28 protein-coding genes are annotated in these 26569 nt (G+C 30.3%); 14 read left to right on the top strand and 14 right to left on the bottom strand.

The features are described 5' to 3' along the window. Positions 1 to 514: 514 nt before the first annotated feature. A complete protein-coding gene (locus tag WAO74_RS09685; protein ID WP_422161627.1) occupies positions 515 to 1216 on the top strand; it encodes a DUF6090 family protein in 702 nt (233 codons plus the stop codon). 221 nt (positions 1217 to 1437) lie between these two features. On the opposite strand, the gene WAO74_RS09680 is transcribed toward WAO74_RS09685, so the two are convergent. Further along, positions 1438 to 2256, bottom strand: coding sequence for a lysophospholipid acyltransferase family protein (locus WAO74_RS09680; protein WP_422161625.1), 819 nt, complete (start codon positions 2254 to 2256; stop codon positions 1438 to 1440). A gap of 55 nt (positions 2257 to 2311) precedes the next feature. Then, positions 2312 to 2938 (bottom strand): NUDIX hydrolase, encoded by a 627-nt coding sequence (locus WAO74_RS09675; protein WP_422161623.1) that lies wholly within the window; start codon positions 2936 to 2938, stop codon positions 2312 to 2314. Between the two features lie 82 nt (positions 2939 to 3020). On the opposite strand from WAO74_RS09675, the gene WAO74_RS09670 reads away from it, so the two are divergent. Then, a complete protein-coding gene (locus WAO74_RS09670) occupies positions 3021 to 3299 on the top strand; it encodes a hypothetical protein (RefSeq protein WP_422161621.1) in 279 nt (92 codons plus the stop codon). Here the strand turns inward: WAO74_RS09670 and WAO74_RS09665 are convergent. The 7 genes from WAO74_RS09665 to WAO74_RS09635 form a co-directional block, all read right to left on the bottom strand. Beyond that, a complete protein-coding gene (locus WAO74_RS09665) occupies positions 3296 to 3607 on the bottom strand; it encodes a DUF6787 family protein (RefSeq protein WP_422161619.1) in 312 nt (103 codons plus the stop codon). The genes WAO74_RS09670 and WAO74_RS09665 overlap by 4 nt on opposite strands. After that, positions 3607 to 4479 (bottom strand): prolipoprotein diacylglyceryl transferase, encoded by an 873-nt coding sequence (gene lgt, locus WAO74_RS09660; protein WP_422161617.1) that lies wholly within the window; start codon positions 4477 to 4479, stop codon positions 3607 to 3609. The genes WAO74_RS09665 and lgt overlap by 1 nt, the downstream gene beginning before the upstream one ends. A 94-nt stretch (positions 4480 to 4573) precedes the next feature. Continuing rightward, a complete protein-coding gene (gene yidD, locus WAO74_RS09655) occupies positions 4574 to 4849 on the bottom strand; it encodes a membrane protein insertion efficiency factor YidD (RefSeq protein WP_422161615.1) in 276 nt (91 codons plus the stop codon). A gap of 87 nt (positions 4850 to 4936) precedes the next feature. After that, a complete protein-coding gene (gene cysS, locus WAO74_RS09650; RefSeq protein ID WP_422161613.1) occupies positions 4937 to 6415 on the bottom strand; it encodes a cysteine--tRNA ligase in 1479 nt (492 codons plus the stop codon). A 93-nt stretch (positions 6416 to 6508) separates the two neighbouring features. Next, on the bottom strand, positions 6509 to 7879 hold the full coding sequence (locus WAO74_RS09645; RefSeq protein ID WP_422161611.1) for a hypothetical protein: 1371 nt from the start codon (positions 7877 to 7879) through the stop codon (positions 6509 to 6511). Then, complete coding sequence (locus WAO74_RS09640) at positions 7860 to 8423, bottom strand: hypothetical protein (protein WP_422161610.1); 564 nt, start codon at positions 8421 to 8423, stop codon at positions 7860 to 7862. Before WAO74_RS09640 ends, WAO74_RS09645 begins: the two co-directional genes overlap by 20 nt. Beyond that, positions 8407 to 8964, bottom strand: a complete 558-nt coding sequence (locus tag WAO74_RS09635; RefSeq protein ID WP_422161608.1) for an RNA polymerase sigma factor — start codon at positions 8962 to 8964, stop codon at positions 8407 to 8409. Before WAO74_RS09635 ends, WAO74_RS09640 begins: the two co-directional genes overlap by 17 nt. A gap of 186 nt (positions 8965 to 9150) precedes the next feature. On the opposite strand from WAO74_RS09635, the gene meaB reads away from it, so the two are divergent. From meaB to WAO74_RS09620, 3 genes are all read left to right on the top strand, one after another. Beyond that, positions 9151 to 10218: a methylmalonyl Co-A mutase-associated GTPase MeaB gene (gene meaB, locus WAO74_RS09630; RefSeq protein WP_422161606.1), complete on the top strand. Its 1068-nt coding sequence runs from the start codon at positions 9151 to 9153 to the stop codon at positions 10216 to 10218. A 91-nt stretch (positions 10219 to 10309) separates the two neighbouring features. Beyond that, positions 10310 to 12148, top strand: a complete 1839-nt coding sequence (locus WAO74_RS09625; protein WP_422161604.1) for a cystathionine beta-synthase — start codon at positions 10310 to 10312, stop codon at positions 12146 to 12148. Positions 12149 to 12181: 33 nt separating this feature from the next. Next, positions 12182 to 12907, top strand: a complete 726-nt coding sequence (locus WAO74_RS09620; RefSeq protein ID WP_422161602.1) for a class I SAM-dependent methyltransferase — start codon at positions 12182 to 12184, stop codon at positions 12905 to 12907. A gap of 59 nt (positions 12908 to 12966) precedes the next feature. Here the strand turns inward: WAO74_RS09620 and WAO74_RS09615 are convergent, their stop codons facing one another. From WAO74_RS09615 to WAO74_RS09605, 3 genes are all read right to left on the bottom strand, one after another. Then, positions 12967 to 13578: a thioredoxin family protein gene (locus tag WAO74_RS09615; RefSeq protein WP_422161600.1), complete on the bottom strand. Its 612-nt coding sequence runs from the start codon at positions 13576 to 13578 to the stop codon at positions 12967 to 12969. Between the two features lie 7 nt (positions 13579 to 13585). Beyond that, on the bottom strand, positions 13586 to 14107 hold the full coding sequence (locus tag WAO74_RS09610; RefSeq protein WP_422161598.1) for a TlpA disulfide reductase family protein: 522 nt from the start codon (positions 14105 to 14107) through the stop codon (positions 13586 to 13588). Positions 14108 to 14216: 109 nt separating this feature from the next. Next, positions 14217 to 14999: a S1/P1 nuclease gene (locus tag WAO74_RS09605; RefSeq protein WP_422161596.1), complete on the bottom strand. Its 783-nt coding sequence runs from the start codon at positions 14997 to 14999 to the stop codon at positions 14217 to 14219. A gap of 124 nt (positions 15000 to 15123) precedes the next feature. Between WAO74_RS09605 and WAO74_RS09600 the strand changes: the two genes are divergently transcribed. The 9 genes from WAO74_RS09600 to WAO74_RS09560 all read left to right on the top strand — a co-directional run bounded on the left by WAO74_RS09600 (position 15124) and on the right by WAO74_RS09560 (position 23823). Further along, positions 15124 to 15984, top strand: a complete 861-nt coding sequence (locus WAO74_RS09600) for an SPFH domain-containing protein (protein ID WP_422161594.1) — start codon at positions 15124 to 15126, stop codon at positions 15982 to 15984. A gap of 56 nt (positions 15985 to 16040) precedes the next feature. Then, on the top strand, positions 16041 to 16199 hold the full coding sequence (locus WAO74_RS09595) for a DUF4177 domain-containing protein (protein WP_422161592.1): 159 nt from the start codon (positions 16041 to 16043) through the stop codon (positions 16197 to 16199). Position 16200: 1 nt separating this feature from the next. Further along, positions 16201 to 16701, top strand: coding sequence for a hypothetical protein (locus WAO74_RS09590; protein ID WP_422161590.1), 501 nt, complete (start codon positions 16201 to 16203; stop codon positions 16699 to 16701). Next, a complete protein-coding gene (locus tag WAO74_RS09585) occupies positions 16698 to 17603 on the top strand; it encodes an alpha/beta hydrolase family protein (protein WP_422161589.1) in 906 nt (301 codons plus the stop codon). Before WAO74_RS09590 ends, WAO74_RS09585 begins: the two co-directional genes overlap by 4 nt. A gap of 1 nt (position 17604) precedes the next feature. Continuing rightward, complete coding sequence (locus tag WAO74_RS09580) at positions 17605 to 17769, top strand: Arc family DNA binding domain-containing protein (protein ID WP_422161587.1); 165 nt, start codon at positions 17605 to 17607, stop codon at positions 17767 to 17769. A 99-nt stretch (positions 17770 to 17868) separates the two neighbouring features. Continuing rightward, on the top strand, positions 17869 to 21090 hold the full coding sequence (locus WAO74_RS09575; protein WP_422161585.1) for a WD40/YVTN/BNR-like repeat-containing protein: 3222 nt from the start codon (positions 17869 to 17871) through the stop codon (positions 21088 to 21090). A gap of 8 nt (positions 21091 to 21098) precedes the next feature. Then, on the top strand, positions 21099 to 21761 hold the full coding sequence (locus WAO74_RS09570) for a DUF2490 domain-containing protein (protein WP_422161583.1): 663 nt from the start codon (positions 21099 to 21101) through the stop codon (positions 21759 to 21761). Between the two features lie 11 nt (positions 21762 to 21772). Next, entirely contained in the window at positions 21773 to 23080 is a 1308-nt protein-coding gene (locus WAO74_RS09565) for a DUF819 domain-containing protein (RefSeq protein WP_422161582.1), read from the top strand. A 38-nt stretch (positions 23081 to 23118) separates the two neighbouring features. Then, the gene (locus WAO74_RS09560) at positions 23119 to 23823 is read left to right on the top strand and encodes a DUF4369 domain-containing protein (RefSeq protein WP_422161581.1); all 705 of its coding nucleotides are present in this window, start codon (positions 23119 to 23121) and stop codon (positions 23821 to 23823) included. A gap of 66 nt (positions 23824 to 23889) precedes the next feature. Here WAO74_RS09560 and WAO74_RS09555 read toward each other — a convergent pair whose 3' ends face one another. Then, a complete protein-coding gene (locus WAO74_RS09555) occupies positions 23890 to 25236 on the bottom strand; it encodes a T9SS type A sorting domain-containing protein (RefSeq protein WP_422161579.1) in 1347 nt (448 codons plus the stop codon). Positions 25237 to 25567: 331 nt separating this feature from the next. Beyond that, positions 25568 to 26482 carry a glycosyl hydrolase family 17 protein gene (locus WAO74_RS09550; protein WP_422161577.1) on the bottom strand — a complete coding sequence of 305 codons (915 nt, stop codon included), beginning with the start codon at positions 26480 to 26482 and terminating at the stop codon, positions 25568 to 25570. Positions 26483 to 26569 lie beyond the last annotated feature (87 nt).

Below are 26569 nucleotides of genomic sequence, written 5' to 3'. Positions count from 1 at the left end.
TTTATTCATAAGAAAATGATTTGTGAAAGAATAAGCTACTAATACTCACAACAACTTGAAATCGAGATCTAAAGTCTCACAGAACTGAACGTGTTTTTTAGTAGAAAAGAGAGAGGATTATCAGTGTTGTCGAAGTCTAAAGCTTCACCGTGTATATTAACCTTAATTCTCTCTTTTATTCTTTCTGATTAAGTACCAAATTTATTAAAAGACAAACTTAAGATGTATATAAAAAATAGGCGAAACAGCAGTAATATCAAGGGTTATAGCTCTTGTCAAACTTTGTACTTAACCGAAAGGTTGGTACTTCAAAATCGTCTACTTTTCATATACTAAACGTTGTGCTTCATTATCAGAAACCGCTAACCAATGATAAAATTCTTTAGATTATTGAAACATTATTTTGCAAAGCAAAATCAAAGGTCTTGTAGACCTTTGGTTGAGATAGCCGCTTGCGGAAAAAATAGAACTACTTTATATGATTAAATTTTTTAGAAAGATAAGATTAGAGCTCATGGAAAAAAATAAAACTGGGAAGTATTTTAAATATGCCATTGGAGAAATTATACTGGTTGTTATTGGTATTTTGATTGCACTTCAGATTAATAATTGGAATCAAGAAAGTGAAAATAAAAAGCTGGAAATGATTTATATGAATTCTCTTGCGAATGACTTAAAAAAAGACACATTGGATATAAATCGTATTACTGAAATACAACTTGACAATAATATAGCTACAGAAAAATTATTAAAAAGAATCTATAAACCGTCCAGTAACATCGATCCCATTATAAAAATAGCAAGATACGAAATAGATGATTCTTTTAAAGTTAAAAGAGACTATGCAAATAACACCTTTAAAACCATAATATCATCAGGAAATATTAATCTTCTGAATAAAGATTTAATAGATAAGTTAATGGACTTAAACAGTATGCAAGAAGACCAATTAAAACGATTTGATAGTAATCTTGATACTTATAAAAATGTAAGTATTTATTATGCACAGCATTTCACTTCTTCAAAGGGACCAATGGGTAATATTGTTGATGAAATTTTATGGAAAGACGTTAATGAAAAAGTTTTAGTTAGTAGTCTCACTAATTCTCTCAAACAACGCAAATTCATGTTTAATAATACAATTCACGGACATTTACGAGTAAAGAAAAAATCTCAAGAAATATTGAAACTAATTGAAAAATTGCTAAAAAAATAACGAAAGCCCAACAAAGAACAGCCTTAAAAACCAAAAAATTTCTTCTTTAAATTTAGACAATAGTTTTCTTGGCATTGTTGAAGTAGAATAAATCTCCTTTGGTCGATTTATTTCCAATGTAACTATCGCTAGCACAAAATAATAATCATACTTATCACCTAAAATCTACTCTATAAAAAAAGCATCTAAATTAGATGCTTTTTTTCTAATGTTTTATATCCCTAAGAACTCCAAAAAGTTCTTTGCTTGTTTAATTCTTCTTCTTCTTCTAAATATTTTTCAGCTTCCTCTGGAGAAAGTACTTTTAGAAACGAGGGATGCTGTTCTATAGCAAATTCAATTTTTGTAATAATTTCAGAAACATCTTCATTTTCGTAATCAATTTCTAAGGGTTCTTTAATGACCATAGATTGTAAGACATTTCGCTTTTTAATGCTCAACCCTTTTTTATCAAAAGAACGTCTAAAACCATCAATTACAATAGGTACCACAATTGGCTTAAAAGTTTTTATAATATGTGCAGTTCCTCTTCTAATAGGCTTAAAAGGGGTTGTTGTTCCTTGTGGAAATGTAATTACCCAACCATCTTTTATAGCTTTACCAATGTTCGAAATATCAGAATTTTTTACTTGTCTGTTTACATCTTTTCCTGATTGCCTCCAAGTTCTATCAATAGAAACAGAACCTGTATAAGCAAATATTTTAGGTAGCAAACCAGAACGCATGGTTTCGCCTGCAGCAACATAATAGATATTCAACTTCGGATTCCAGATATAACCCACGTTTTTTATACTATCATCTCTACCACTTAAAGAAGCATTAAACACATGCAACATAGCTGCAACATCTGCAAAATAGGTTTGATGATTCGAAATAAAAAGTACATTTTTATCTGGTAAGTCTCTTAAAATTTCAGAACCATCTATTTGCAAGTTATTAAACTTACGATATCTGCTATGAGATATAACTCCCAAAATACGAATAAGCCATTTTTTTAAGAATAAATAATGACCAAAAGGATTCCTTTTAAATAAAGGCATTGCTACTTTTTTATTTGGTTTACTAAACAAAATTACAAAACTAATAGAGAATTTACTATTTTAATAGTTCTTTAATTTCAGATAACATCATTCCTGTAGCTCCCCAAATAATGTAATCGTTAATTTTAAAGCAAGGCACATCTATATTTTTCATATATGAAGTGGTTAAATTCACGGTTGATAAAACCTTATCATCTAACAAATCTGACACTAAAATCTCGATGGTTTTTGCAACCTCATGATTTAAAACAAAAGTTGGTTTCGAATCTGTAAATCCTAAAAAAGGAGTTGCTAAAAAATTACTTGGTGGGATATAAACGTCTGTTATTTCTCTAAAAATTGCTACTTTAGAAGTCTCAATGCCAACCTCTTCATAAGTTTCTCTCAATGCAGTATATTCAGAATTTTTATCACCTTTTTCTGCTTTACCTCCAGGAAAACTAATTTGTGCAGAATGTGTGCCCTTATAACTCGCTCTTTGGGTTAATAATAAACAAGTTTCATTTTTATTATTTGGATAAAACAATGCTAACACAGACGCTTTTTTAGGATTACTAGCCTGTATTTTATCAGCATCATATTTTAACCGAAGTTTGGGTGCCATCTTAAATTGAGCCTCTAAACCTCCGAGTTTTTTAATTTTTAAATCTTCAATTTTATTTTTAAAATCTGGAAAATTCATTCTGATTTGTTACTTTTAACAAACATATCATTTTCTAAAATAAAATAATATTTTTTGGCAAGAATTTTGAAATAGTCTTTACATGAATAAAAAATATAGTAAATTATTATTTAGCATACTTTTAGACCTTATTGGTTTTTTAACAGTAATTCCTTTAGATTTTGTGTGGGCACCAATTTCTGGGTATTTAATGACTAAAATGTACAAAGGAACCAAAGGTAAAATTGCTGGGATTGTTAGTTTTTTAGAAGAAATTATTCCATTTTCTGATGTAATTCCTACGTTTACAATTATGTGGATTTACACGTATCTAATTCAGAAAGAAGATAAAAAGGATAAAAAGATTACCATTGATGTTTAAGCTTCTTCTTTAAAAAGAAAACCTAACCCTAATCTGCTTAAAAACTTTTTCTCAAAAGCCCAAAAGAATTTAAATTGACCAAAAAGCCATCCTAAAATTGGCAAAGTAAGCTGGTAAATAGGGAAAATTAATAGAATTCTCAAAGGCCAGTAAACCCAAGCAGAAATTGTATCTGGAGTTAATCCTAAAAAATTAGTTACAGGTTTAGCAACCCAGGCTGCAAAAGAGCCATTTATTGCAAAAACAATTAAGATTGCCAAAAGAGACCAGTTGCTTTTAATGCCCCATCTTTCTTTTAATTTCTCCATTATTTTTCTATGTTCTTCTTCTTTTTCGTATTTCTGAGCATTAACCACAAACCGATTAAAACTAATGGTATACTTAAAACCTGACCTGTATTTAAAGGACTAAAAAACCATTCTTTTCCTCGTTCTTGCACTTGTGGTTCTTTTAAAAACTCGATTACAAAACGCAAAGACCAGAGCACCAACATAAACAAACCAAATAAGAAACCCGTTTGTTGTTTTTTATTGGTTTTCCAGTATAAATACCACATTACAAAAAACAGCGCCAAATAACTAAAAGCTTCATATAATTGTGTTGGATGCCTTGCAAAATCTTCTCCATTAGATTTAAAGATTACACCAAAATCAGAACCTGTGGCTTTACCGTAAATTTCTGAATTAAAGAAATTACCCATTCTAATAAAAAACCCAGATAAAGCAACCATAATTGCTAATCTATCTAAAATAAATAACCAAGGTTTATCCAAATGTTTTTTAGCATAAAAATACATTGCCAAAATTATTGAAATCGCTGCTCCATGACTTGCAAAACCAGTAAAACCAGTAAATTCCCAACCTTTAATTAATCCGAAAATGGCAGATGAACCCTCTCTTTGTTTAAAAGGTAAAATTATTTCTAATAAATGATTCTGATAATAGTCCCAACTATAAAAGAAAACATCTCCTAAACGCATACCAATTAGCATAGAAATAAAAACATACATAAAAATTGTATCTAATTTTTCTAAAGGTATATTATCTTCTATATAAATCTTTTTCATTAAGTGTAAGCCCAATAAAAAAGCGGCCACAAACATTAAACTGTACCAACGAATTACAAAAAACCCTAAATCGATACCTAATGATGGATCCCAATTAAATGCTAAAAAACTCATATTTCTTTTTATTCTTATGTCATTGCGAATGTAATGAAGCAATCTTTAAAAAGATGAGATTGTTTCGTCATTCTTACTCACAATGACCTTGATATTATTTATTTCTCTTTTCAGGAACTGGATCATAACCATTTCCTCCCCAAGGATTACAACTAAAAATTCGTTTCAAAGATAACCAACCTCCAGAAAATAAACCGTGTTTTTGTAAAGCTTCTATTGTATACTGCGAACAAGTTGGAGAATATCTGCAAGTGCTTGGTGTAAAAGGAGATATTGCTGTTTGATAAAAACGAACTAATAAAATGAGGAAGCCCCCTAACCCCCAAAGGGGGAATTTATTGCCTGTTTTTTTATTTTTATGATCAGACATCTATTGTTAAAAATCTTTTCTATTATCCATACTTTAAAAATCAAATTGATCAGAGTTCCTTCCCTTTGGGAAGGTTGGGATGGGCCTTTAATTTATTGAAAAAGTTGTACCTTCTTTACCATCTTTTAATTGAATGCCTAATTCAATTAATTCGTCTCTAATTTGGTCAGACAATGCCCAATCTTTATTTTCTCTTGCTTCTTGTCTTAATTTAATCAACAACTCCACTACTCCTTTTATTTTCTCAGAATTGTCTTGTGAGTTTTCATTCATCAAACCTAAAACATCAAAAACAAAAGCATTTATGGTTGATTTAAAATCTGCTAAATCATCTGAAGTTAAGCTTGCTTTTTGCTCTTTAATTTGATTGATGATTTTTACACCTTCGAACAAATGAGCTATTAAAATTGGTGTATTAAAATCGTCATTCATGGCAGCATAACAATCTTGTTTCCATTCTTGAACATCAAAAGTTGATGATTTACCAGCTTCAATTTTATTTAAAAACGAAATTGCTTCCATCAATTTTGCATGCCCTTTTTCTGATGCTTCTAAAGCATCTCCAGAAAAGTCTAAAATACTTCTGTAATTGGCTTGCATGTTAAAAAAACGAACCACAGAAGCTGAAAAAGGTTTTGGTAAAATGTTGTTTTCTCCAGATAAAATTTCATTTGGTAAAATAAAATTCCCTGTAGCTTTTGCCATTTTCTGACTGTTTAATAACAGCATATTTGTGTGCATCCAATAATTAACAGGTTTTACACCAGAACAAGTTTGAGATTGCGCAATTTCACATTCATGGTGTGGAAATTTTAAATCCATTCCTCCTCCATGAATATCAAATTGTTCTCCTAAATACTTGGTACTCATTACAGAACACTCTAAATGCCAACCAGGAAAACCATCAGACCAAGGTGAAGGCCAACGCATAATATGACGTTCATCTGCTTTTTTCCAAAGTGCAAAATCTTGTGGATTTTTCTTATCAGATTGCCCATCTAAAGATCTTGTATTATGAATTAAGTCTTCTACTTTTCTGCCAGAAAGAATTCCGTAATTTCCTTTTTTGTTATACTCTAAAACATCAAAATATACAGAACCATTTACTTCATAAGCAAAACCTTTTTCTATGATTTCTTTAATCATTTCTATTTGCTCCACAATATGACCTGTTGCAGTAGGTTCTATGCTTGGTGGTAAAAAGTTATAGTTTTTTAGCACATTATGAAAATCTACTGTGTAACGTTGTACAACTTCCATAGGTTCAATTTGTTCTAAACGTGCTTTTTTAGCAATTTTATCTTCGCCTTCTTCTGCATCATTTTCTAAATGACCTGCATCTGTAATATTACGCACATAACGCACTTTATAACCTAAATGTAAAAGATATCTATACACAACATCGAAGAACATAAAGGTTCTTACGTTGCCTAAATGCGCATTGCTGTATACTGTTGGACCACAAACATACATGCCAACATAACCTTCTGTTAGAGGCTTAAAAGCTTCTTTAGACTTTGATAATGAGTTGTATACTTTAAGGTGATTTTCTTTGTAGAGTTCCATTAAATAAGTGACTATTTACAGAGGCTAAATATAGGCACTTTTAAAAGAATAGCGAAATGGAATTTGTTAGAAGTTTGGTAAAATAAAAAGGTGTTATTTAATTACAATACTGCTGTAATCTCCACTTACTTTTATAAGGTTTTTGGTAGATAAATTCGCATTCGATTTTCCAACTCTTTGGTTGTTAAGATTTACCTTATTTACCTGATATTTAAATTTGCTAGGAACTGTTCCTAAAATAATGGTTGCTTCAGACTGACTTAAATTGATTACAAACTCTCCAAAATTAGGGCTAAAACTATCAATTGTTAATTGTCCAAATTTATCTGAAAGCTTAACATTTTCATTGATTCTATAAATTTTAACTCCAGATGAATTGCTGTTCATAGTGGTATTTGTAACTGATGCTATTTTAGCATCAGTTACATTGTTTAAAAATAAAGTACAAGCATTTAAATCGTTTATGTTTACTTTAGAATAATCTACCCTTAAATTCCCACCATTTAAATTATTTATATCGAAAGTGCCATATTTTACGTTACCAAAAGCAACTGTATTTGGTAGTTTTACTTTACAATGACGTGTATTTAAGTCGAAAGTTGCACCTTTTGGAACCTTAATTTCCAATCTTTTTTTAATGTTTATTTTCTTTCCATCTGTAGAAATATTAGTTGAATCGGAGTTAAAATGAAAATTCAATTTTTTAAGTTCTTCTTTCGCTTTTTCTAATTGTTTTTTAATTTGTTCTTTATCTACTTTTTGATATTCAATTTTAGCTCTTTCTAAACCTTCTCTCATTTTTATTTTAGATTTCGAAATTTCTTTTCGCATTTTTACTTTGTCCATCTCCATTTTCTCTTTCAATTCTTTGTATTCTTTCGTTTTCTTAAAAGCTTCCCACTCTTTTTTAGAATTGATTTCTATATCATGCTCATCATCTTTCCATATAAATTTATACTTGCCATTTTTACCCATATTTTTCTCTATATCCTCAAAGATATTATCGGAATTAAAATCGAAGTCGAAATCGAAGTCAAAATCGAAATCCATATCAGGTAAAACAATGGTTTCGAAACTAGAAAAATCGATCTCTGGCATTTGAAAGTCGAAATGCATCTTATCAAAAAAAACAAAATCGTTCTTAAAATTAAAAGAATTACTTCCTTTTGATGTAATTTGAACTTTTTTAGAATTGCCTAGGGCTTCAAAATTCCAATCCTTAAAATATTTTTCTGCTTCTTCTTTGGTAATGCCTTCTATTTCTATAAAAGCTTCTATTTGTACTTCGTTTTTATCCCAAACAGTAACATTTATATCTGTGTTTGATGCATTTATTTCAACCTCAACATCTTTGTTTGTTTTAAAGTTTTCAGTAAATTTTTTATCAAACTTTTGTGCAAAAGAAGTTCCTAAAAAACCAATAGCAATAAAAGTGATGATTTGTTTATAATATCTGTGTTTCATTTTGTTTTGTGTTTAAATTTTTGAGTTCATTTAGTTGCTTTTTTAAACGTTGTAAAAGCTGTAAGCGTAATTGTAAATTACGAATTAATGCATCTATAGTTGCGTCATTAACCCCATTTGTATTGAGCTCTTGGGTTAATAATTTGTATTCATTTGTGAGTTCTGCAATTTTTAATAAATAGCTATCAACAATTTCTTTATTTTCTTCAGACAAATCTAACTGACTGACTTCTAAATTAATACTATTTGTATAATAGGTTTCTATGGTGTTAAATTCTGGTGATATAGTTCCTAAAGTAATTTGTTTATCCTCTTTTACTATTGGCTGTGGTTCAATGCTTTTTGTTGGATAAAATTTAATTCCCAAACTAACCAACAAAACAATTGATGCTGCAAAAGACAACCATTTAAAAGTTTTGTTTTTCGATTTATTTTGATGCACTTCTTGCTTCAATAATGCTTCAAATTTGTTTGAATGATTAGAAGATAAGTCTATATTTTCTCCTTTATACTCTTTTAATTTTTCTTTAATATCCTGCTGCATAACTCGTGTTTTTTAATTGTTCTTTCAATATTTTTTTCCCTCTTAACAAATGTGTTCTTGAGGTGTTTTCTGTAATATTTAAAATTTCTGATATTTCTTGATGATCATATCCTTCCAACAAATACAAGCTTAAAACCAATCTGTATTTTTCCTTTAATTCGTTTATTTTATTCACAATTCCATCAATCGAAATATCACTTTCAATTTCCCAGCCATCGTCTTTAACATTTTCTGTAATTTCTTCATTAATAGCAACTAAATCCATTTTATTTTTCTTTAATTGATCAATACTTTGGTTGATCACAATCCTTTTTAACCAAGCTCCAAAAGGAACTTCATTTTTATAAGAATCAATATTTTTAAATGCTTTTATAAACGCATCTTGCATTACATCCTCAGCAATAAATCGATCTTTTACATATCTATAAGAAATCAAAAACATGGCTTTACAATACAAATTATACAATTGCATTTGCGCTTTTGCATTATTGTTTTTGCATTGGTCAATTATAGGTTGATGTAGCTGTTTGGTTGATTTCATTATCGCATTCTTATCTTAAAGACGATCAATTTTTGGTGATGTTGCAAAATTTTTAAAATTTAAACGCAAAACCGCAAAATTGTCGCAAAGTGCGCAAAGTTTTTATCATTTTCTTGGCGAACTTTGCGAAAAAATCTTTGCGTTTCTTCGCGGTTAATTCCTTAAATTTACATATTATCTTTTACAATGATTAAAAAACAATCTGCTTTACAGGAAAAAGACGGAGTTTCTAAGCCAGAAACTACGAGTGCTTTTAGTGCAGAAAAAATAAAGCAAAATAGAGCCAAACAAAATTCAGTACCTGAATTTGTATCTAAAATTTTAGAAGGTAATATTACCTTTTTAAGTAAAGCCATTACTTTGGTAGAAAGTACCAATGCAAATCATCAAAAAAAAGCGAACGAAATTTTAAAACAATGCTTGCCTTATGCAAATAAATCTATAAGAATAGGAATTACAGGTGTGCCTGGTGTTGGAAAAAGTACTTTTATTGAAGCTTTTGGAAAACACTTAACAAATCAAGGGAAAAAAGTTGCTGTTTTGGCTGTTGATCCAAGCAGTTCTGTAAACAAAGGTTCTATTTTGGGTGATAAAACTAGAATGGAACAATTGGTTACTGATAAAAATGCTTTTATTAGACCTTCGCCTTCTGGAACTTCTTTAGGTGGAGTTGCACAAAAAACAAGAGAAAGCATTATACTTTGTGAAGCTGCTGGTTTTGATACGATTATTATTGAAACTGTTGGAGTTGGGCAATCTGAAACTGTGGTGCATTCTATGGTCGATTTTTTTCTCCTTTTAAAATTGGCTGGTGCTGGAGATGAATTGCAAGGAATTAAAAGAGGAATTATAGAAATGGCAGATGCCATTGTAATTAACAAAGCAGATGGCGATAACGAACAAAATGCGAAAATTGCCAAAGTTGAATTTAATAGAGCGCTCCATTTATACCCAATAAAAGAAAGTAATTGGCAACCTATAGTTTTAACTGCAAGTGCTTTAAAAAACATTGGAATTGAAAAAATTGATAAAATGATAACCGATTATATTTCATTAACTAAAGAAAATGAGTACTTCACAAAAAAAAGAAATCATCAAAATAAATATTGGTTATTATCTACCATTAATCAACAATTAAAAGATAATTTTTATAATAATCCTTTGATTAAAAGTGCTTTATTGAAAGAAATTTTGGCTTTAGAAAACGGAAAAACGACACCTTTTAATGCTGCAAAAAGATTATTGGATTTGTAAATATTTCCATTGCTTAACGACTTTAAACTTATAATTTTACAGCAGTTTACATTCAGCTTTTGTAGCTCAATTTAATTCTAGATCTCATATAATGATAGAAAATAAGATACGTTTATTTATAAAAGATGTTTTAAATAATATGCCAAAAGATTGGCTAAATTTAACCACACATAGGTTAGATATTTATAATGAAGCAGAAGCTAAAAGCGAATTTGTCAATAAATTTGAAGCACTTTTTAAGGCGAATAATTCATCTACAAAAGCTTTAGAGAAATTACCAACAGCTTACGATTATATACGTTTAGGACATCCATTATCTTGTATTTTAGAATGGGGAATTGCTAAAACTAATTCTCTAAACACGGAAAATGTGATTTGTTTTTCATCAAAGGCAATGCCTATTTTAGCTGTTTTAAGAACAAATTTATTAGCTAAAAAAGAAACACATATTTATTATTCTGATGAAGATTTTAATACAAATGATTTTGAAGTATTAAAAACGGTTTATGGTTATAATTTTACTTTGAAGTACATTCAAAATCCAAATCAAATTCCTAAAAATTTAGGGAGTACAATTTTTATCAGCCAAAAAAATAATGTCAATAAGTTCGACATCTCTAACAATATTGATTTTTACATAGCTCTATATAAAAATCTGGGTAGTATTATATTGATTAATGGAACTGACAACCAAAATTATATATCTGAAATACAACATGTAAGAAGAAGAGAAAGTGTTGCAATAACTCCAATAAATTCTTTAATTGCGTTAAAACTTTTTGCCTCTGAAACATTAGATAAAATAACAGATGATGGTTCAAATAAAGCAATTGTAGAAAAATTAATAAATCAAATTACTGGAACATCAGGAAAAGCATTGTTTGGCTCTAGTGGCTTGTCTATACAATATGCAATCATGATGGGCTTAATTGATGATGCTCAAGAAAATTATAAAGGAAAAGCTATTAAATTTATTGTTCCTCCAAATTGTTATGGTGGTACAAATGACCAAGCCAGAAGAGTTGCAGCTTGTAACCATAATGTTGAAATTGTAGATTTACTTGTAGATGGAAATCATGATATGGTTTTAAGTATAGATGCAGTTTTAGATAAAATTGCCAAAGAAGATGCTGTAGCTTACATCATTGCAGAAATACCCACAAACCCTAGAGTTGAAGTTCCAAATTTGTTAAAACTAAAGGAGGTTTTAACGAAACAACGTAAGACTTCTAAAGGGGAAAATGCCATAGATCCTGTTTTTATTTTAGATCAAACTTTTTGCCCAAATGTGGATTTTTTAGGTGATGGAGAAATTTTATCAACCTGTAAAAGTATTGCATATGCCAGTGGTTCAAAATTTCCAAGTGGTGGCAAATGCACTGCTGGTTATTGTGTTGCGAATAAAAAAGCTCAATCTTTGATTTATAAAATAGAAAAGCATTTAAGCATTTGTGATAATGAAGCTACTGCACATCAATATAAAATATTAGTAAATCAAATGCCTTCCATGAACCAAAGAATTGCAGAAGCTTATAAAAACACTAGAGAGTTTGTTTCTTTTATCCATGAAAACTTGCCTTCTGCAAAAATAAATTTTGTTTCAGAAGAACTAGCAAATCAAGGTTTTACTCCTTCTGTTTTTTCTTTAGATTTGCCTACAAAAGGTAATTCTTCTGAAGAAAAGGAGGCTTATAAAAGAAAATTGAATCTGAGATTAATCAATTTAATGATTACAGAAATTCCGAATGAAAGTAAGTTCTGTGTGAGTTATGGACAATTAAAAGGCTGTTATTGGACAATTCCTGCAACATCTACGCAAGGAACTACAAAAGAGGGAGATAAAGATTATATAGTTCGTGCCTCACTTGCTCCAGAATTAGATTTAGCATTGCATAAAAAAGTCTTTTTGCAATTTATAAAAACACTTTAGTTTACAGTTTAGTATTGAAAATTATAAAAAACCATGAAGCATAAACTATATTCTAAAATAGTACTATTTACTTGTATGTGTTTTTTTTCTTGTAAAGCTCAAGAAAAAGAAACATCCTCAGAGATTTATACTTTTAAAAAGGGAGATAATAATGGAATAGGAAAATGGTATTTGGGTAGAGAAATTGCTTATGTAATGGGTTATGAAGGAATTGATTGGTTGGAAAGATCAACCAGAGAAAAAGAGGAAAACACTTCTAAACTCATTAAAAATATGAAAATTCAACCCACAGACTTTATTGCAGATATTGGAGCTGGTTCTGGTTATCATGTTTTTAAAATGGCACCAATTGCCAACAAAGGAAAAGTGTATGCAGTAGATATTCAGCCAGAAATGTTAGATGCTATTTTAAAAAATTCAAACTTTGAAAAGTATAAGAATATAGAATTGATTCAAGGTGATGAAAAAAGTGTAAATCTACCTGATCATACTTTTGATAAAGTTTTAATGGTTGATGTGTATCATGAATTTAATTTTCCCAAAGAAATGATTTTATCCATAAAAAAATCTTTGAAGAAAAATGGTAAAATCTATTTGATTGAATATAGAATGGAAGATGAATCTGTACCTATTAAAAAAATTCATAAAATGTCTGAAAAACAGGCTGTAAAAGAAATGAAAGCTGCTGGTTTTATCTTGGAAGAAAATATTGAGAATTTACCTTGGCAACATTGTATGGTTTTTGTAGCAACAAAATAAAAAAATCTCAAGAAGTTTTCTTGAGATTTTTTTTTAAACTTGAATATTTTATTAAAATTCTAAATGGTTTTTATACTACAACCAATTGCTCTGGTTTCTGTTTTTTCTATTTTCTTTCCTGCCAATAAAGCATCAACTGCATTTTCTACATATTTTTCTGTAACTGCACTTGGTTCTCTAGAACTATTGTCAATAGCACCAATATATTTTACTTTCATATCTTTTTTAGTAACAATATAAACATGTGGCGTTTTTGAAGCTCCGAATTTTGGATAAACTTTTTGTCCTTCATCTAATAAATAAGGAAAATTGAAACCTTTTTCATCTGCTCTTACTTGCATTTTCTCAAAACTATCCTCTGGAACTGCTTTTGGGTCGTTAGGATTAATAGCAATTACAGGATATCCTTTTGCTTCATATTTGTTATTTAAAGCAATAATTCTGTCTTCATTTGCCACTGAATAAGGGCAAGTATTACAAGTAAAAATGATGATAAAACCTTTTGCGCTTTTATAATCTGATAAAGACACCATTTCTTCATCTATATTTTTTAGTGAAAAATCTTCGATGGTATCTCCAACAGCATAACCAACCTCATTGGTTTTTAATGTAAACGCAGTTGCTGAAATGGCAACCACTGCAAGTAATAAAATGTATTTAATTGTTTTCATTATTTAATTATTTTAAAAAAGGTTTGAGTTCGTTTTCTAAAGTTTCGTACGTAAAAGATTGTTCGAAAAATTTTCTTTTGTTTTTGCTGTAAATTAAAGTTGCTGGTAAAGCCCCAGTCCAATTTTCGTCAATGGCTTTAATCCAAACATCTTCGTTTACATCATCGAATAAAACAACTTCAGATTGTAGATTATTTTTATTAATAAAAGGAATTAACTTTTTATCAATTTGTTTTGGAAAGTCTAAACTCACCAACAAAATTTCAACATTTTTAGTTGCGTATTCTTTTTTTATTTTTTCGAAATAAGGCAATTCTTTTACACAAGGTGCGCACCAAGTTGCCCAAAAATTAATGACATAAATCTTATCATCTTGCCTTTCTAACCGAGGTTTTAATTGATTGTAATTGTAAGTTTTAACAGATGGTATTTTTTCAGTTTCATCAACAACAACTTCTTTAGTCGCTTCCTTTTTACAAGCAGAAACTAACATAAAAATCGAGAAAATAAATATTAGTTTTTTCATCATTATAAAATTACATCATTTTAAAATACAATAAGAATAATTAACTGATTATTAACAAAAAAACCTCTTAAAATAAATTTAAGAGGTCTTTAAATAATTTAGAAAAAGAGGATTAATCATAAATATCATTTAACACTTTTGCCAAACGAATTCCTCCTTTTTGAAGTTGATTTCTTACAGTTCCAAAATGATCGTAAGAATATTTATAACGTAAATTTTCTCCCACTTTTGCTGAGTTATACACTTCTTTTGTAATTACATGCACTTCATTTACCCAATCTATTATTGAGCCTTTTTCGATGAATTTTATTTGTTCTTTTGATAAATCGTCTGCATTGTTTGCCAATTCTATATAGCTCATTTCCCAATCTTCAATCATTTTTGTATCCCAAACAGAATGTAAGTTTGTACCATTTCCAAACCATTGCACTTGCACATCATTACCTCCTTTGTCTTCTTTTCTTCCAATATGTAAAGGTTGATGTAAATCGCCTATAAAATGAACCAATAGTTTTAGATGAAAAGCTTTATCATTCTCAGAACTGTTTTTATCTTTTAAAACTTGAATACAGGTGTCAATACCTGTAACTAAATCGCCTTCAGGATTTTTTTCTGCTTGTTCGTAAGTCTGATCTAAATCCATGTTCACATAGTGCCAAGGATAGTATTTGCTATAAGCTCTGTCTGATTTTATTTCATCTGCATAGGTTGATACAAATGCCAAACTTTGTCCTTTTAATAATTTATCCACACATTTTTTAGCCTTTCTAGTTAAATGCTTTTCTGCAATTTTACCAGTAGCTCTATGTCCATTTCTTCCCCAGAAATAAGCGTCTTCAGAAGAAGAATTCATCAACAATAAAAAAGGAACAAATACTAATAATTTAAAATTCATAAGAAAGATTCTTTATATAAGTTCAGACAAAAGTATAAAAATATTTGTCCGAAATTTTGGAAAATCAAAAAAAAATATTATATCTTTGTGATATCAATTTAATATCATACTAAATCATTTAATCATGAAAGAAGAGAAAATCATCAAACTCGCAAACGGTTACCTAATGTTATTTATAACTTTATTACTATTTTTTGGAGGAATTATCATGTCCATAATTCTGCGTACACCATTGTATTTGCCATTAACAGTTTTAGGTTTTATAGGCTTTTTTGGTTTTATTTTAGTGAATCCAAACACATCCAAAGTAATTTTACTTTTTGGTAAATATGTGGGAACTATTAAAGAAAATGGTTTGTATTGGGCAAATCCTTTATACAGAAAAAAACCAATTTCTTTAAGAGCAAGTAATTTTGATAGCGAACGTTTAAAAGTAAACGACAAATTAGGAAATCCTATAATGATTTCTACCATTTTAGTTTGGAGAGTTACAGATACTTACAAAGCTGCTTTTGATGTAGACAATTACGAGAATTTTGTACGAGTTCAAACAGATGCTGCAGTTCGTAAATTGGCAAGTATGTATCCTTATGATAATTTTGCTGATGAAGGCCATGATGAAGATATTACTTTACGTTCAAGCGTTAACGAAGTTTCTGAGGCTTTAGAAAAAGAAATTGATGAACGTTTAACAATTGCTGGCATTGAAGTTTTAGAAGCTAGAATTGGGTATTTAGCCTATGCAAATGAAATTGCTTCTGCCATGTTAAAAAGACAACAAGCAACTGCTATTGTTGCTGCAAGACATAAAATTGTGCAGGGTGCTGTAGAAATGGTAGAAATGGCTTTAAATGAATTAAGCAGAAAGCAAATTGTAGATTTAGATGACGAACGCAAAGCTGCTATGGTTAGCAATTTATTAGTTATTTTATGTGGTGACAAAGAAGCTTCGCCTGTTGTAAATACAGGTACTTTAAGTCATTAGGAGGCAGTAAGCAAAAATAAAAAACTTTGAAACTTTGAAACTTTGAAATAAAAAAAATGAAAGAATATAAAGTAATACAACCCAAATTAGGTTTAAGAAATCGTTTTCAAAATTTTGAAGATTTATTAAATCAATATGCTAGAGAAGGTTGGAGAGTTATAGAAATATCTCAGGGTTGGACAAGCGTTATTTTAGAAAGAGATAAAAACAGATAACATGAAAGTGTTTATAGAAGAGCAACGTTTTACACAAACTTGGCTTTTAGTTGTAATGGGATTCAGTTTATTAGTGCCTATTTATGTTATTATAAATGAGTATTTAAACGAAAACTCAGAAATGACAACCAATGAATTTATAGGTACAATTGGCGGAATAATTTTAGTTACAGCTATTATTTTCATTTTTAAGTTAACAACAAGAATTGATGAAAAAGGAATTCACTACAAATTTTTTCCTTTTCATTGGAGTTTTAAAATAATCACTTGGAGTGAAATTTCGATGGCTTTTGTAAGAAATTATGATCCAATAGGCGAATATGGAGGTTGGGGTTTTAAAGGGGGTTGGTCTAAATCTAAAGGAAAGGCTCTTAATGTTTCTGGTGATGTTGGCATTCAACTAGAACTAAAAAATGGTAAAAAATTACTAATTGGTTCACAGAAAGAAAATGAAGCAAAGAGTGTTTTAGAAACTTATAAATCAAAAATTCATTCATTATGATACGGATTATAAGCTACCTTATTATAACAATATTTTCAATTACTATTTCTTTAGCACAAGTTAAAACTGAAGAAATTCTAATTAACAATCAAGCAATACAATTACCAGGAACTTTAACATTTTCTGATAAGAAATCGCCATTAATTATTTGGGTGCATGGTTCAGGTGGAGTTGATAGAAATGGAAATACACCTCAATACATTCGACAATTTAGAGAAGCAGTTAACAAAGAAAATATTTCTTTTTTTAGTTATGATAAAAGAACAGCAAATCCAAAAAATGCCCCTTTTTTAAATGATGTTTTAATTGCTGATTTTATTTTTGATGCACAAGAAGTGGTCAATCACTTTAAAGATGATGAGCGCTTTTCTGAAATTATTTTAGCAGGTCATAGCCAAGGTTCTTTATTTGCAATGATGGCTTTAGACAATGTTGATAAATATATTTCTATTGCAGGTGCTGGAGAAACGATTGATAAAACCATCATAAGACAAGTAACTTCACAAAATTCCGATTTTGGAAAACTCACAGAAAAATATTTTAAAGAATTAAAAGAAACTGGAGAAATTAAAGAAGTTGACCCAAATTTAATGTCGCTTTTTGCTCCCCAAAATCAACCTTTTTTAGCTTCTTGGGTTGCTTTAAATCCTATTGATGAAATTAAAAAAGTAACCATACCAACATTATTAATAAATGGTGATAAAGATTTTCAAGTGCAAATAGAAGATGCAGAGAATTTAAAAAATGCCAAACCAGATTCTGAATTAGTAATTATAAAAAACATGAATCACGTTTTAAAAAATATTGAAAAAGAGGAAGATAATATGAAATCTTATATGTCTGCAGATTTTCCTATTTCAAAACAACTAATCCAAACGATTGTTGAATTTGTAAAAAAATAAAATGGCAAAAAAGAAAGCTTTCGCATTGCGAGTTAATGAAGACATGATAAAAGCAATCGAAAAATGGGCTGCAGATGAATTTCGTTCTACAAACGGACAGATAGAATGGATGTTGATGCAAGCTTTAAAAGATGCTAAAAGAGAACCTAAAAATAAAGAGGAATAAATCTTTTTTATAACTGTTAAAAACAACGCTCAATTTTTATTGGGCGTTTTCTATTTTGTATCTTGTTCGCAATTATATTGAATCATCAAACTTTATAAAATGAAAAAACTATTTACGCTACTTTTTTTATGCACCACTACCCTATTCTTTTCACAAGAATTTTCTATGGATTTAGTCAAAAATATGAAACCAAGAAATATTGGTCCTGGAGGAATGTCTGGACGTGTAACATCTATTGATGTTGTAGAATCGAATCCAGAGATAATGTATGTAGGCACTGCTTCTGGAGGAATTTGGAAATCTACTTCTGGAGGCATAAAATGGGAACCTATTTTCGAAAAAGAACTCACAGCTTCTATTGGTGCAGTAGCCATTCAGCAATCGAATCCAAGTGTGGTTTGGGCTGGAACTGGTGAAGGAAATCCAAGAAATAGTTTGAATGGCGGATTTGGAATTTACAAATCTTTAGATGCTGGTAAAACTTGGAAAAGCATGGGGTTAGAAAAAACAAGGCATATTCACAGAGTTATCATTCATCCTACAAATCCAGATATTGTTTATGTTGGTGCCATTGGTTCTCCTTGGGGAGAGCACAAAGAACGTGGTGTTTATAAAACTGTTGATGGTGGAAAAACCTGGAAACAAATTTTATATAACAACGAAAAAACAGGTGCTGCAGATTTAATTATGGATCCTAAAAATCCGAATAAAATCATTGCTGCAATGTGGGAACACAAACGTGATCCTTGGTTTTTTAAATCTGGAGGAAAAGGAAGTGGTTTATACATTACTTATGATGGTGGAGAAAACTGGAAACAAATCACCGAAAAAGAAGGTTTTCCAAAAGGAGAATTAGGTAGAATTGGGGTTGCAATTGCACCCAATAATACTGATGTTATTTATGCTTTGGTAGAAGCAAAAAAGAATGCTTTGTACAAAAGTGAAGATGGTGGTTTTAAATGGACAAAAGTAAATGACAAAGAAGATATTGGAAACAGACCTTTTTATTATTCAGAAATTTATGTAGATCCGCAAAACGAAAACAGAGTGTATTCTATTTATACCTATGTGAATGTTTCACAAGATGGAGGGAAAAATTTCGAGCAATTAATGCCAGCTTATGGAGTAGACAATGGTGTGCATCCAGATCATCATGCTTGGTGGATTCATCCAAAGAATGGAAAATTTATGATTGATGGAAATGATGGTGGACTAAATATTACCAAAGATGGAGGGAAATCGTGGAGATTTATAGGTAACATTCCTGTTGCACAATTTTATCATATAAATGTTGATAACGAATTTCCTTATAATGTTTATGGAGGAATGCAAGATAATGGTTCTTGGAGAGGACCAGCTTATGTTTGGAAAGCACAGGGAATCAGAAACAGTTATTGGCAAGAAATTAGTTTTGGTGATGGTTTTGATGTAGTTCCAGACAAAGATGATTCCAGATATGGATGGTCTATGAGTCAGCAAGGTTCTGTTGTGAGATACGATTATATCACAGGGAACAATTATTCAGTAAAACCAACTCATAAAGACCCAAATGTAGAATTGCGTTTCAATTGGAATGCAGCCATCAACATAGATCCTTTTGATAATAATACCTTGTATTTTGGGAGTCAGTTTGTGCATAAATCAACAGATAAAGGATTAACTTGGGAAGTAATATCACCAGATTTAACCACTAACAATCCAGAAAAGTTAAAACAAGGAGAAAGTGGTGGTTTAACTATGGATGCAACTGGTGCAGAAAATCATTGTACTATTTTAGTTATCGAACCAACTACTTTAGAAAAAAACGTTTTATGGGCAGCTACTGATGATGGACAAGTACACATCACCAAAAACGGGGGAGAAAATTGGACAAATGTTGCTAAAAACATCAAAGGTTTACCAGAACTTAGCTGGATTACGCAGATAAAAGCTTCTAACAAAAACAAAGGTGAAGCGCTTTTAATAGCAAATGATTACAGACGTTTCAACTATACTCCTTATGCTTATAGAACTAAAAATTATGGAAAAACTTGGGAACGAATTGTAGATGAAAACGATGTGCAATCTTATACTTTGTGTATTATAGAAGACCCAGAAAATGCAAACTTATTATTTTTAGGAACAGATGATGGTTTATATATTTCTTTAAATGCAGGTGAAAAATGGACAAAATGGACAGAAGGTTTTCCAACTGTACCTGTAAAAGATTTGGTAATTCATCCAAGAGAAAACGATTTAATTATTGGAACTTTTGGACGAGCAGCTTGGGTTTTAGACGATATAAAACCTTTAAGAGCAATGGCTAATAGCAACATTACTCCTAAAAAATTAGTTTTATTTGCACCTTCAATTGCATATCAAGCAGCATATCAACAACCCACAGGAAGTAGATTTGGGGCAGATGCCATGTATCAAGGAGAAAACAAAAATGGTGGAGCTATTATTTCTTATTATGTGGATATTCCTAAAAAAGAAGCAAGCGAAAAAAAGGAAGATGATGAAGACACTGATAAAGAAGAGAAGAAAAAGGATGAAAATATTGTAAAATACGATAGTATAAAACTAGAAGTTTTTAACGGACTTACTCAAATTAGAACATTAAAATTCAAGACACCAAAAGAAAGTGGCATTCATAAAACAACTTGGTATTTAGACGAAAAAGGTGTTAATAGAGCCTCTAGAAGTTTAAGAGAATCTAATAGAGAACCTGGTGGAGTTGATGTAAAACCAGGTGTTTACAAACTAAAAATGACCTTTGGTAATGAAACTTCTGAACAAGATATTACTGTTGCTTTTGATCCAAGATTAATAATTTCTGATGAGGCTATCAATCAAAAATATGGTGCCAGTAAAGAGTTGGAAGGTTATCAAGAAAAAATGGCAGCTATTGTGCAACAATTAGTTGGGAGTAAAAATACAGCAACTGCTATAAAATCAGATTTATCTAAAGAAGATGCTAGGTCAAGCTCTGCAGAGAAAAAATTTAAAGAAGAAATAAAATCATCTACAGAAATCATCAAGAAAATTGATGGTTTACTGGATACGTATTTAGGAAAAATTGATAAGAGGCAAGGAATCACAAGGACCCCAGAAGTAACTGTTTATCAAAGATTAAGACAAGCTAGTTCTTATGTACAATCAAGATTTGGAGAACAAACAGAAACTGAAAAAGTTTTAATGAACCAGTTTATTGATGAATTTAAAAAAGTAGTTGCAGAAACCAATACTTTTTTCACTAACGATTGGCTTGCTTACAAAAAATTGGTAGAAAATATTAAAATATCTTCTTTTAAAGAAACTAAAATTTACTCTATAAACTAAAACAAAACATGAAAAAAATTGGTATTCTACTAATTATAAGTATTTTACAATTTAAAACATATTCACAAAGTTCTGCAGAAAGTAAATTAGGCGCTTGGTATATGTACAATGGTTCTCACAAATTATCAGAAAAATATTCGCTTCAAACAATGGCGCACTTTAGATATTTTGAGATTGCTAATGCATTTCAGCAAGAAATTTATAGGTTGGGTGTTAACTATGCTTTCAATCCAAAAATGAATTTAACCTTAGGTGTAAGTTATGCAACAGGAGATTTGGCTTACGATGTCCCATCCATTCATTTGTACGAATGGCGTTTGTATGAAGATTTTAACATTAGTTCTAAATGGGGCAAATTTAATGCAAGACATCGTTTACGATTAGAACACAGATTTATACATAGAGATTTTATCGATGAAACAAGAAACTGGTTTCGATACGATTTAAATGTAAACTATCCACTTTCTAAAAATTGGAGTATTTATGCATTTAACGAAATATTTCTAAATTTTCAAGGCGATTTATTTGCTCAAAATTGGACTGGAGCTGGTTTTTTACGCAAAGTAAATAAAAACTTAAAGCTTAAATTCGGCTATTTTCAAATTAGAAATTCTACTGTAACTTTAGAAAGAGTAAGAGTCGGAATTTTATTAAACACAGATTTCTTTTAAAAAAACACATAATGTCTGAACCAATATTTACAAACGATGCCATTGTTTTTGGTATTTTAATGCTCTCTTTAGGATTTGTTTTCTACACAGAAAACATAAAAACTGGCTTTTGGAAAAAGTTTTATAAAATAGTACCAGGCTTATTTATGGCGTATTTTATTCCTGCTCTTTTTACAACTTTTAGAGTAATTTCTCCAGAATGGGAAACTGAAAACAGTTTAGGAGAAGTGGTTAAAAATGAATCTCAACTTTATTTTGTTGCTAGTCGATTTTTACTACCTGCTGCTTTGGTTTTAATGACGTTAAGCATCGATTTAAAAGCAATTTTTAATTTAGGCTCGAAGGCATTAATCATGTTTTTTACGGGTACAATTGGTATTATTATTGGTGGGCCAATTGCTATTTTACTAATCTCTATTTTTTCTCCAGAAACTGTTGGAGGTGGAGATTTTGATGCTGTTTGGAGAGGACTTTCTACATTGGCTGGAAGTTGGATTGGTGGTGGAGCTAACCAAACTGCCATGTTAGAAATCTACAAATACAATCCTGCAAAATATGGAGGAATGGTTATTGTAGATATTGTTGTTGCTAATATTTGGATGGCCATTTTATTAATAGGAATTGGCAAAAAGAAGAAAATAAACAAATGGTTAAAAGCAGATAACTCTGCTATTGAAGAACTGAAAGAGAAAGTTACAAGGTTTACTAAAAAAGTAAAAAGAAATCCTACACTTACAGATTTTATGATTATGCTTGCAATTGCTTTTGGAACCGTTGGTTTTGGGCATTTTGCTGCTAAATATTTAAGTTCGTTTTTTGGTGATTTAGTAGCGTCTATAAACTCACAAACTTGGCGAAATATTTTCTCTTTTTTAGATTCTGGTTTCTTTTGGCTAATTAGTATTTCTACAATAGTTGCCATTATTTTATCATTTACAAAAGCGAAAAATTACGAAGGTGCTGGAGCAAGTAAATTGGGTAGTATTTTTATTTACATTTTAGTAGCTTCTATTGGTATGAAAATGGATTTAAACCAAGCTCTAGAAAATCCAGGGTTAATGGTTGTTGGTTTGGTTTGGATGACGATTCATGCACTTTTATTAATTATAGTTGCTAAATTGATTAGAGCTCCTTATTTCTTTTTGGCAGTGGGTAGTCAAGCCAATGTTGGTGGTGCTGCTTCTGCACCTATAGTTGCGCAAGCTTTTCATCCCTCTTTAGCAACTGTAGGAGTTTTACTTGCTGTATTTGGGTATGCTATTGGTACAATTGGTGCAATTGCTTGTACTATTTTAATGGAATTAGCAGCTACTTTATAAAAAAATCAGCATATTTGCACTCCAAAATTTAAATCAAAATGAAAAATATTATTGCTGTTTTAGCGCTTTCTGTACTTCTATTCGCTTGTTCTTCTAAAAAGGATGGTAATATGATAGTTCAAGGGCAAATTAAAGGTCTTAAAAAAGGGAAATTGTATTTACAGAAGATGAATGACACAGTTTTAATATCTGTAGATTCTGTTGCTTTAAATGGCTCAGATACTTTTAAATTAACAGACAATGTAGATTCACCAGTTTTATATTATTTAACTTTTGACGGAAATACTACTGATAAAAGAATTCTTTTCTTTGGGGAGCAAGGTACTATAACTATCAATGATAAAGTTGATCAATTTGGTTTTTCTCCAGAAATATCAGGCTCTAAAAACCAAGAAATTCTTGATAAATTTAATCAGATTAGTAAAAGATTTCGAGAAGAACGTTTAGATTTCATCAAAAAAGATTTTGATGCAAAAAAAGCAAATGACGAAGATTTAATTAAAAAACTAGAAGAAGATTATAAAAAACTAGTTAGAAGAAGAGTTTTGTATACCACAAATTTTGCTCTCACAAATTCAGATTTTGAAGTAGCACCTTATATCGCTTTAACAGAAATGTATGATGCAAGCCTACAAATGTTAGACACTGTAAATAATTCTTTACCTACTAAAATAAAGGTATCTGAGTATGGAAAACGCTTGCAAGAGTATTTAGATAATATTAAAAAAGAAGGAAATAAATAACTGGTTAGTTTCCTAAACAAAAAAACCGAGCAAATTGCTCGGTTTTTGTTTTATGTAAATAATTTGCTATTGCTTAATAAATTTAGCAGTTCCAACTACACCATCAACAGTATACTTAACTAAATAAATACCTGTTGATAAGTTAGAAACATCTAAAGTTTCTCTTGATTTGTTAACTGAAAAAGATCTTACTTTTTTACCTAAAACATTATATACATCTGCATTTTGAATTGTTTCTTTAGCAGAGATTGTTAATGTGTTGTTCGCTGGGTTTGGATACATAGAAAAACCTAACAATTTGTTGTTATCTGCGCTTGCAGTAGCTGAATTGTAGATATAAATATTATCAAAGTATACTAGCTTTGTATTTAAATCAGAAGTTGAGCCCAATTTGTATTGTAAAAATTTATCTTTTGTTAAGCCTAAACCTTCATAATGAGTTAAAGGAATATCAACACTTACCCATTGATCAAATGCAATTACAGCATCTGCTCCAGACTCTTTAAATACATAATCTTTTTCTCCTTGACCTTCACCAATAATTATAAATTTAAATTCATGACCATTTGATCCAGGGTCAAGTGTTGGTACATAATAATCAAGATGAACATGAGTATAGTTTGTAATATCTACTGGATTTGCTGAGCCTGCTCCCCATCCTGCTGCTGCAAAATTCATTTTTAAAGCATTATTTACGGCAGCTGTTGGATCTAAATCTATATTTCCTGCATTTGTACCAAAATCATAAGCTTGAGGCCAAGAAATTGAATTAGCAGTAAAAGCACCTGTATCATTGTATATTTTGATAATATTAGAATCAGAATTTGTAGGTGAAGGTGCTGCTGTTGGTGGAACAGGATCTGGAGTTGTAGCAACAGCTAAACCTTTTAGGTTTTTCATATAAAAAATTCTACCATCTGGCGTTCCATAAGTATTACCAGCAGTATTCCAATTGATATGAAGCGCAAAATCAGCATAGATACCGTTGGCTGGGCCTTGTCCATCCAATGTTTTATCAAAAGTAAACGTTAACGTTTCCCATCCTGATCCAGTGTGATCTACAGAAGTAACTGCATTTGGAGCTCCGGATACACCACCTTGAGCTTTTGGTGCGATGGTTATTGCTGTGGTTGAATAAACATCCATCTGCATTGATAATTGTGTTGCTGAAGTTAAAGTATAATTGCTAGTTAAAACAACATTAATACCTTGCCAAACATCCCCTGTACCACTAGTACTGGTTATTTTAACTACTTGAGTGGATGCACTTGTAGGATCAGCATCATAAGCTGCAGTTGTGCCACCAAAAGTACCTTCTAGTCCAGTACCATTAAATGATTCTAATAAATCATAAGTTTGTGAAAACCCAATTGATGATATCAATAAGGCAAATAATAAAGTAATTTTTTTCATAATTATATATTTAAAACATTGAATACAATATTAACTTTAAAATAACAAAAATTACCATTTTACACCCAAACAATAAACATACATAACTTATTAATCCCTTAAAACCAGAATTTACTTCAAAAAAACCTTAATTAACATAGAAAAAAAGGTAAATGTTAAAACTATTCAAAGAGCGAAAATAAGTTCAAAAACAACTACTTTGTATAGGTAATGTATAGTGAAAAAACCCATTGTTAAATTGTGTAAAAAAATGGTATAGTTCTAAAATAAAAAAAACGCTATAAAATTACAGCGTTTTAAGAATTCCTAAAATTGTGTTTTAGTCAATCTATTAAAATTTTAAATTTTCGTTTTTGTCCCATAAACCCCAGTAAGCTCCAACATCTCCCTCTGCTCCAACTTTCCAAGATTCATCAAAAGAAGAGAAATAGAACATTTCTATATTATCTTTTTCAGACCATGCTTGTGCATTTATGAAATATTTCATGGCGTTTTCTGCGGTAGAATGTGCACCTCTTAAACTACTACCTTGACTAGGCCAACCTGTTTCTGTAATAATCACTTTTTTTCCAATTCCACCTGCAGCTGCCTGACCAAACATTTGTTGCATGTGTGATAATGAATGTTCTATATTACAACCTTCCCAATAAGGATAACAGTTGGCTAAAATTACATCACAAGAGTTTGTTATGGCTGGTCTGTGAGAAAACTCGTAATAAGCATCTACATAACCTACAGGAATATCTAAATCTTTTAGCGCATCTTTTACTCGCCAAATGTAATCTATTAATTGTTGCTCAGTTAAATCTTTTCGATACATTACTTCATTACCAACAGCAGCAATATCTACACAACCCTCTTTGGCTAATTGTATAAGTCCTGCTATTTCTAGTTCATTTTTCTCCATATCATCACCCAACCAAGCACCTACTAAGTTTTTTAATCCATGCTTCTTAGCAATTCTTGGTATGTGCTCATTACCCTCAATACAAGAAAATGAACGAATCCATTTTGTATGTGGTTTTAATATTTTTATCCTTCTTTCTACTTGTTCTTCTGTAATTGTATCTCCTGGTTCTTGTCCATCTTCGTACATGCTAAAACAAATACCATGCATTCCTTTTTTAACGGTTTTTCTCCAAAGTGATACTAAATCTTCTTCAGAATATTTTTCGAAATCTACTCCAACATTCTCAGAATAATTAAGGTTTTGAAGTGAAAAATGATGTTCTTCTCTATATGACATTATTATTATTTTTTTACGGTTATTTATTTATAATTCTCCTCTACGCTCTACCAATTCAGCTTTAATTTTTTCGGCTCTATCTTCACT

This window comes from Polaribacter sp., from assembly GCF_049276715.1.
Classification (GTDB): Bacteria; Bacteroidota; Bacteroidia; order Flavobacteriales; family Flavobacteriaceae; genus Polaribacter.
The sequence above is the reverse complement of the archived record's forward strand: the minus strand, read 5'-3'. Positions and strand labels throughout refer to the sequence as shown.

Excerpts from the sequence above, each read along its gene's own strand:
- WAO74_RS09570 (WP_422161583.1), top strand. The coding sequence starts at position 21,099 with ATGAAAAAAATTGGTATTCTACTAATTATAAGTATTTTACAATTTAAA.
- WAO74_RS09675 (WP_422161623.1), bottom strand. The coding sequence starts at position 2,938 with ATGAATTTTCCAGATTTTAAAAATAAAATTGAAGATTTAAAAATTAAA.
- WAO74_RS09580 (WP_422161587.1), top strand. The coding sequence starts at position 17,605 with ATGGCAAAAAAGAAAGCTTTCGCATTGCGAGTTAATGAAGACATGATA.
- lgt (WP_422161617.1), bottom strand. The coding sequence starts at position 4,479 with ATGAGTTTTTTAGCATTTAATTGGGATCCATCATTAGGTATCGATTTA.
- WAO74_RS09590 (WP_422161590.1), top strand. The coding sequence starts at position 16,201 with ATGAAAGTGTTTATAGAAGAGCAACGTTTTACACAAACTTGGCTTTTA.
- WAO74_RS09665 (WP_422161619.1), bottom strand. The coding sequence starts at position 3,607 with ATGGAGAAATTAAAAGAAAGATGGGGCATTAAAAGCAACTGGTCTCTT.
- WAO74_RS09640 (WP_422161610.1), bottom strand. The coding sequence starts at position 8,423 with ATGCAGCAGGATATTAAAGAAAAATTAAAAGAGTATAAAGGAGAAAAT.
- WAO74_RS09615 (WP_422161600.1), bottom strand. The coding sequence starts at position 13,578 with ATGAAAACAATTAAATACATTTTATTACTTGCAGTGGTTGCCATTTCA.
- WAO74_RS09560 (WP_422161581.1), top strand. The coding sequence starts at position 23,119 with ATGAAAAATATTATTGCTGTTTTAGCGCTTTCTGTACTTCTATTCGCT.
- WAO74_RS09625 (WP_422161604.1), top strand. The coding sequence starts at position 10,310 with ATGATAGAAAATAAGATACGTTTATTTATAAAAGATGTTTTAAATAAT.
- WAO74_RS09670 (WP_422161621.1), top strand. The coding sequence starts at position 3,021 with ATGAATAAAAAATATAGTAAATTATTATTTAGCATACTTTTAGACCTT.
- WAO74_RS09610 (WP_422161598.1), bottom strand. The coding sequence starts at position 14,107 with ATGATGAAAAAACTAATATTTATTTTCTCGATTTTTATGTTAGTTTCT.
- WAO74_RS09550 (WP_422161577.1), bottom strand. The coding sequence starts at position 26,482 with ATGTCATATAGAGAAGAACATCATTTTTCACTTCAAAACCTTAATTAT.
- WAO74_RS09600 (WP_422161594.1), top strand. The coding sequence starts at position 15,124 with ATGAAAGAAGAGAAAATCATCAAACTCGCAAACGGTTACCTAATGTTA.
- WAO74_RS09685 (WP_422161627.1), top strand. The coding sequence starts at position 515 with ATGGAAAAAAATAAAACTGGGAAGTATTTTAAATATGCCATTGGAGAA.
- meaB (WP_422161606.1), top strand. The coding sequence starts at position 9,151 with ATGATTAAAAAACAATCTGCTTTACAGGAAAAAGACGGAGTTTCTAAG.
- WAO74_RS09595 (WP_422161592.1), top strand. The coding sequence starts at position 16,041 with ATGAAAGAATATAAAGTAATACAACCCAAATTAGGTTTAAGAAATCGT.
- WAO74_RS09565 (WP_422161582.1), top strand. The coding sequence starts at position 21,773 with ATGTCTGAACCAATATTTACAAACGATGCCATTGTTTTTGGTATTTTA.
- WAO74_RS09555 (WP_422161579.1), bottom strand. The coding sequence starts at position 25,236 with ATGAAAAAAATTACTTTATTATTTGCCTTATTGATATCATCAATTGGG.
- WAO74_RS09680 (WP_422161625.1), bottom strand. The coding sequence starts at position 2,256 with ATGCCTTTATTTAAAAGGAATCCTTTTGGTCATTATTTATTCTTAAAA.
- WAO74_RS09605 (WP_422161596.1), bottom strand. The coding sequence starts at position 14,999 with ATGAATTTTAAATTATTAGTATTTGTTCCTTTTTTATTGTTGATGAAT.
- WAO74_RS09585 (WP_422161589.1), top strand. The coding sequence starts at position 16,698 with ATGATACGGATTATAAGCTACCTTATTATAACAATATTTTCAATTACT.
- WAO74_RS09620 (WP_422161602.1), top strand. The coding sequence starts at position 12,182 with ATGAAGCATAAACTATATTCTAAAATAGTACTATTTACTTGTATGTGT.
- cysS (WP_422161613.1), bottom strand. The coding sequence starts at position 6,415 with ATGGAACTCTACAAAGAAAATCACCTTAAAGTATACAACTCATTATCA.
- yidD (WP_422161615.1), bottom strand. The coding sequence starts at position 4,849 with ATGTCTGATCATAAAAATAAAAAAACAGGCAATAAATTCCCCCTTTGG.
- WAO74_RS09645 (WP_422161611.1), bottom strand. The coding sequence starts at position 7,879 with ATGAAACACAGATATTATAAACAAATCATCACTTTTATTGCTATTGGT.
- WAO74_RS09575 (WP_422161585.1), top strand. The coding sequence starts at position 17,869 with ATGAAAAAACTATTTACGCTACTTTTTTTATGCACCACTACCCTATTC.
- WAO74_RS09635 (WP_422161608.1), bottom strand. The coding sequence starts at position 8,964 with ATGAAATCAACCAAACAGCTACATCAACCTATAATTGACCAATGCAAA.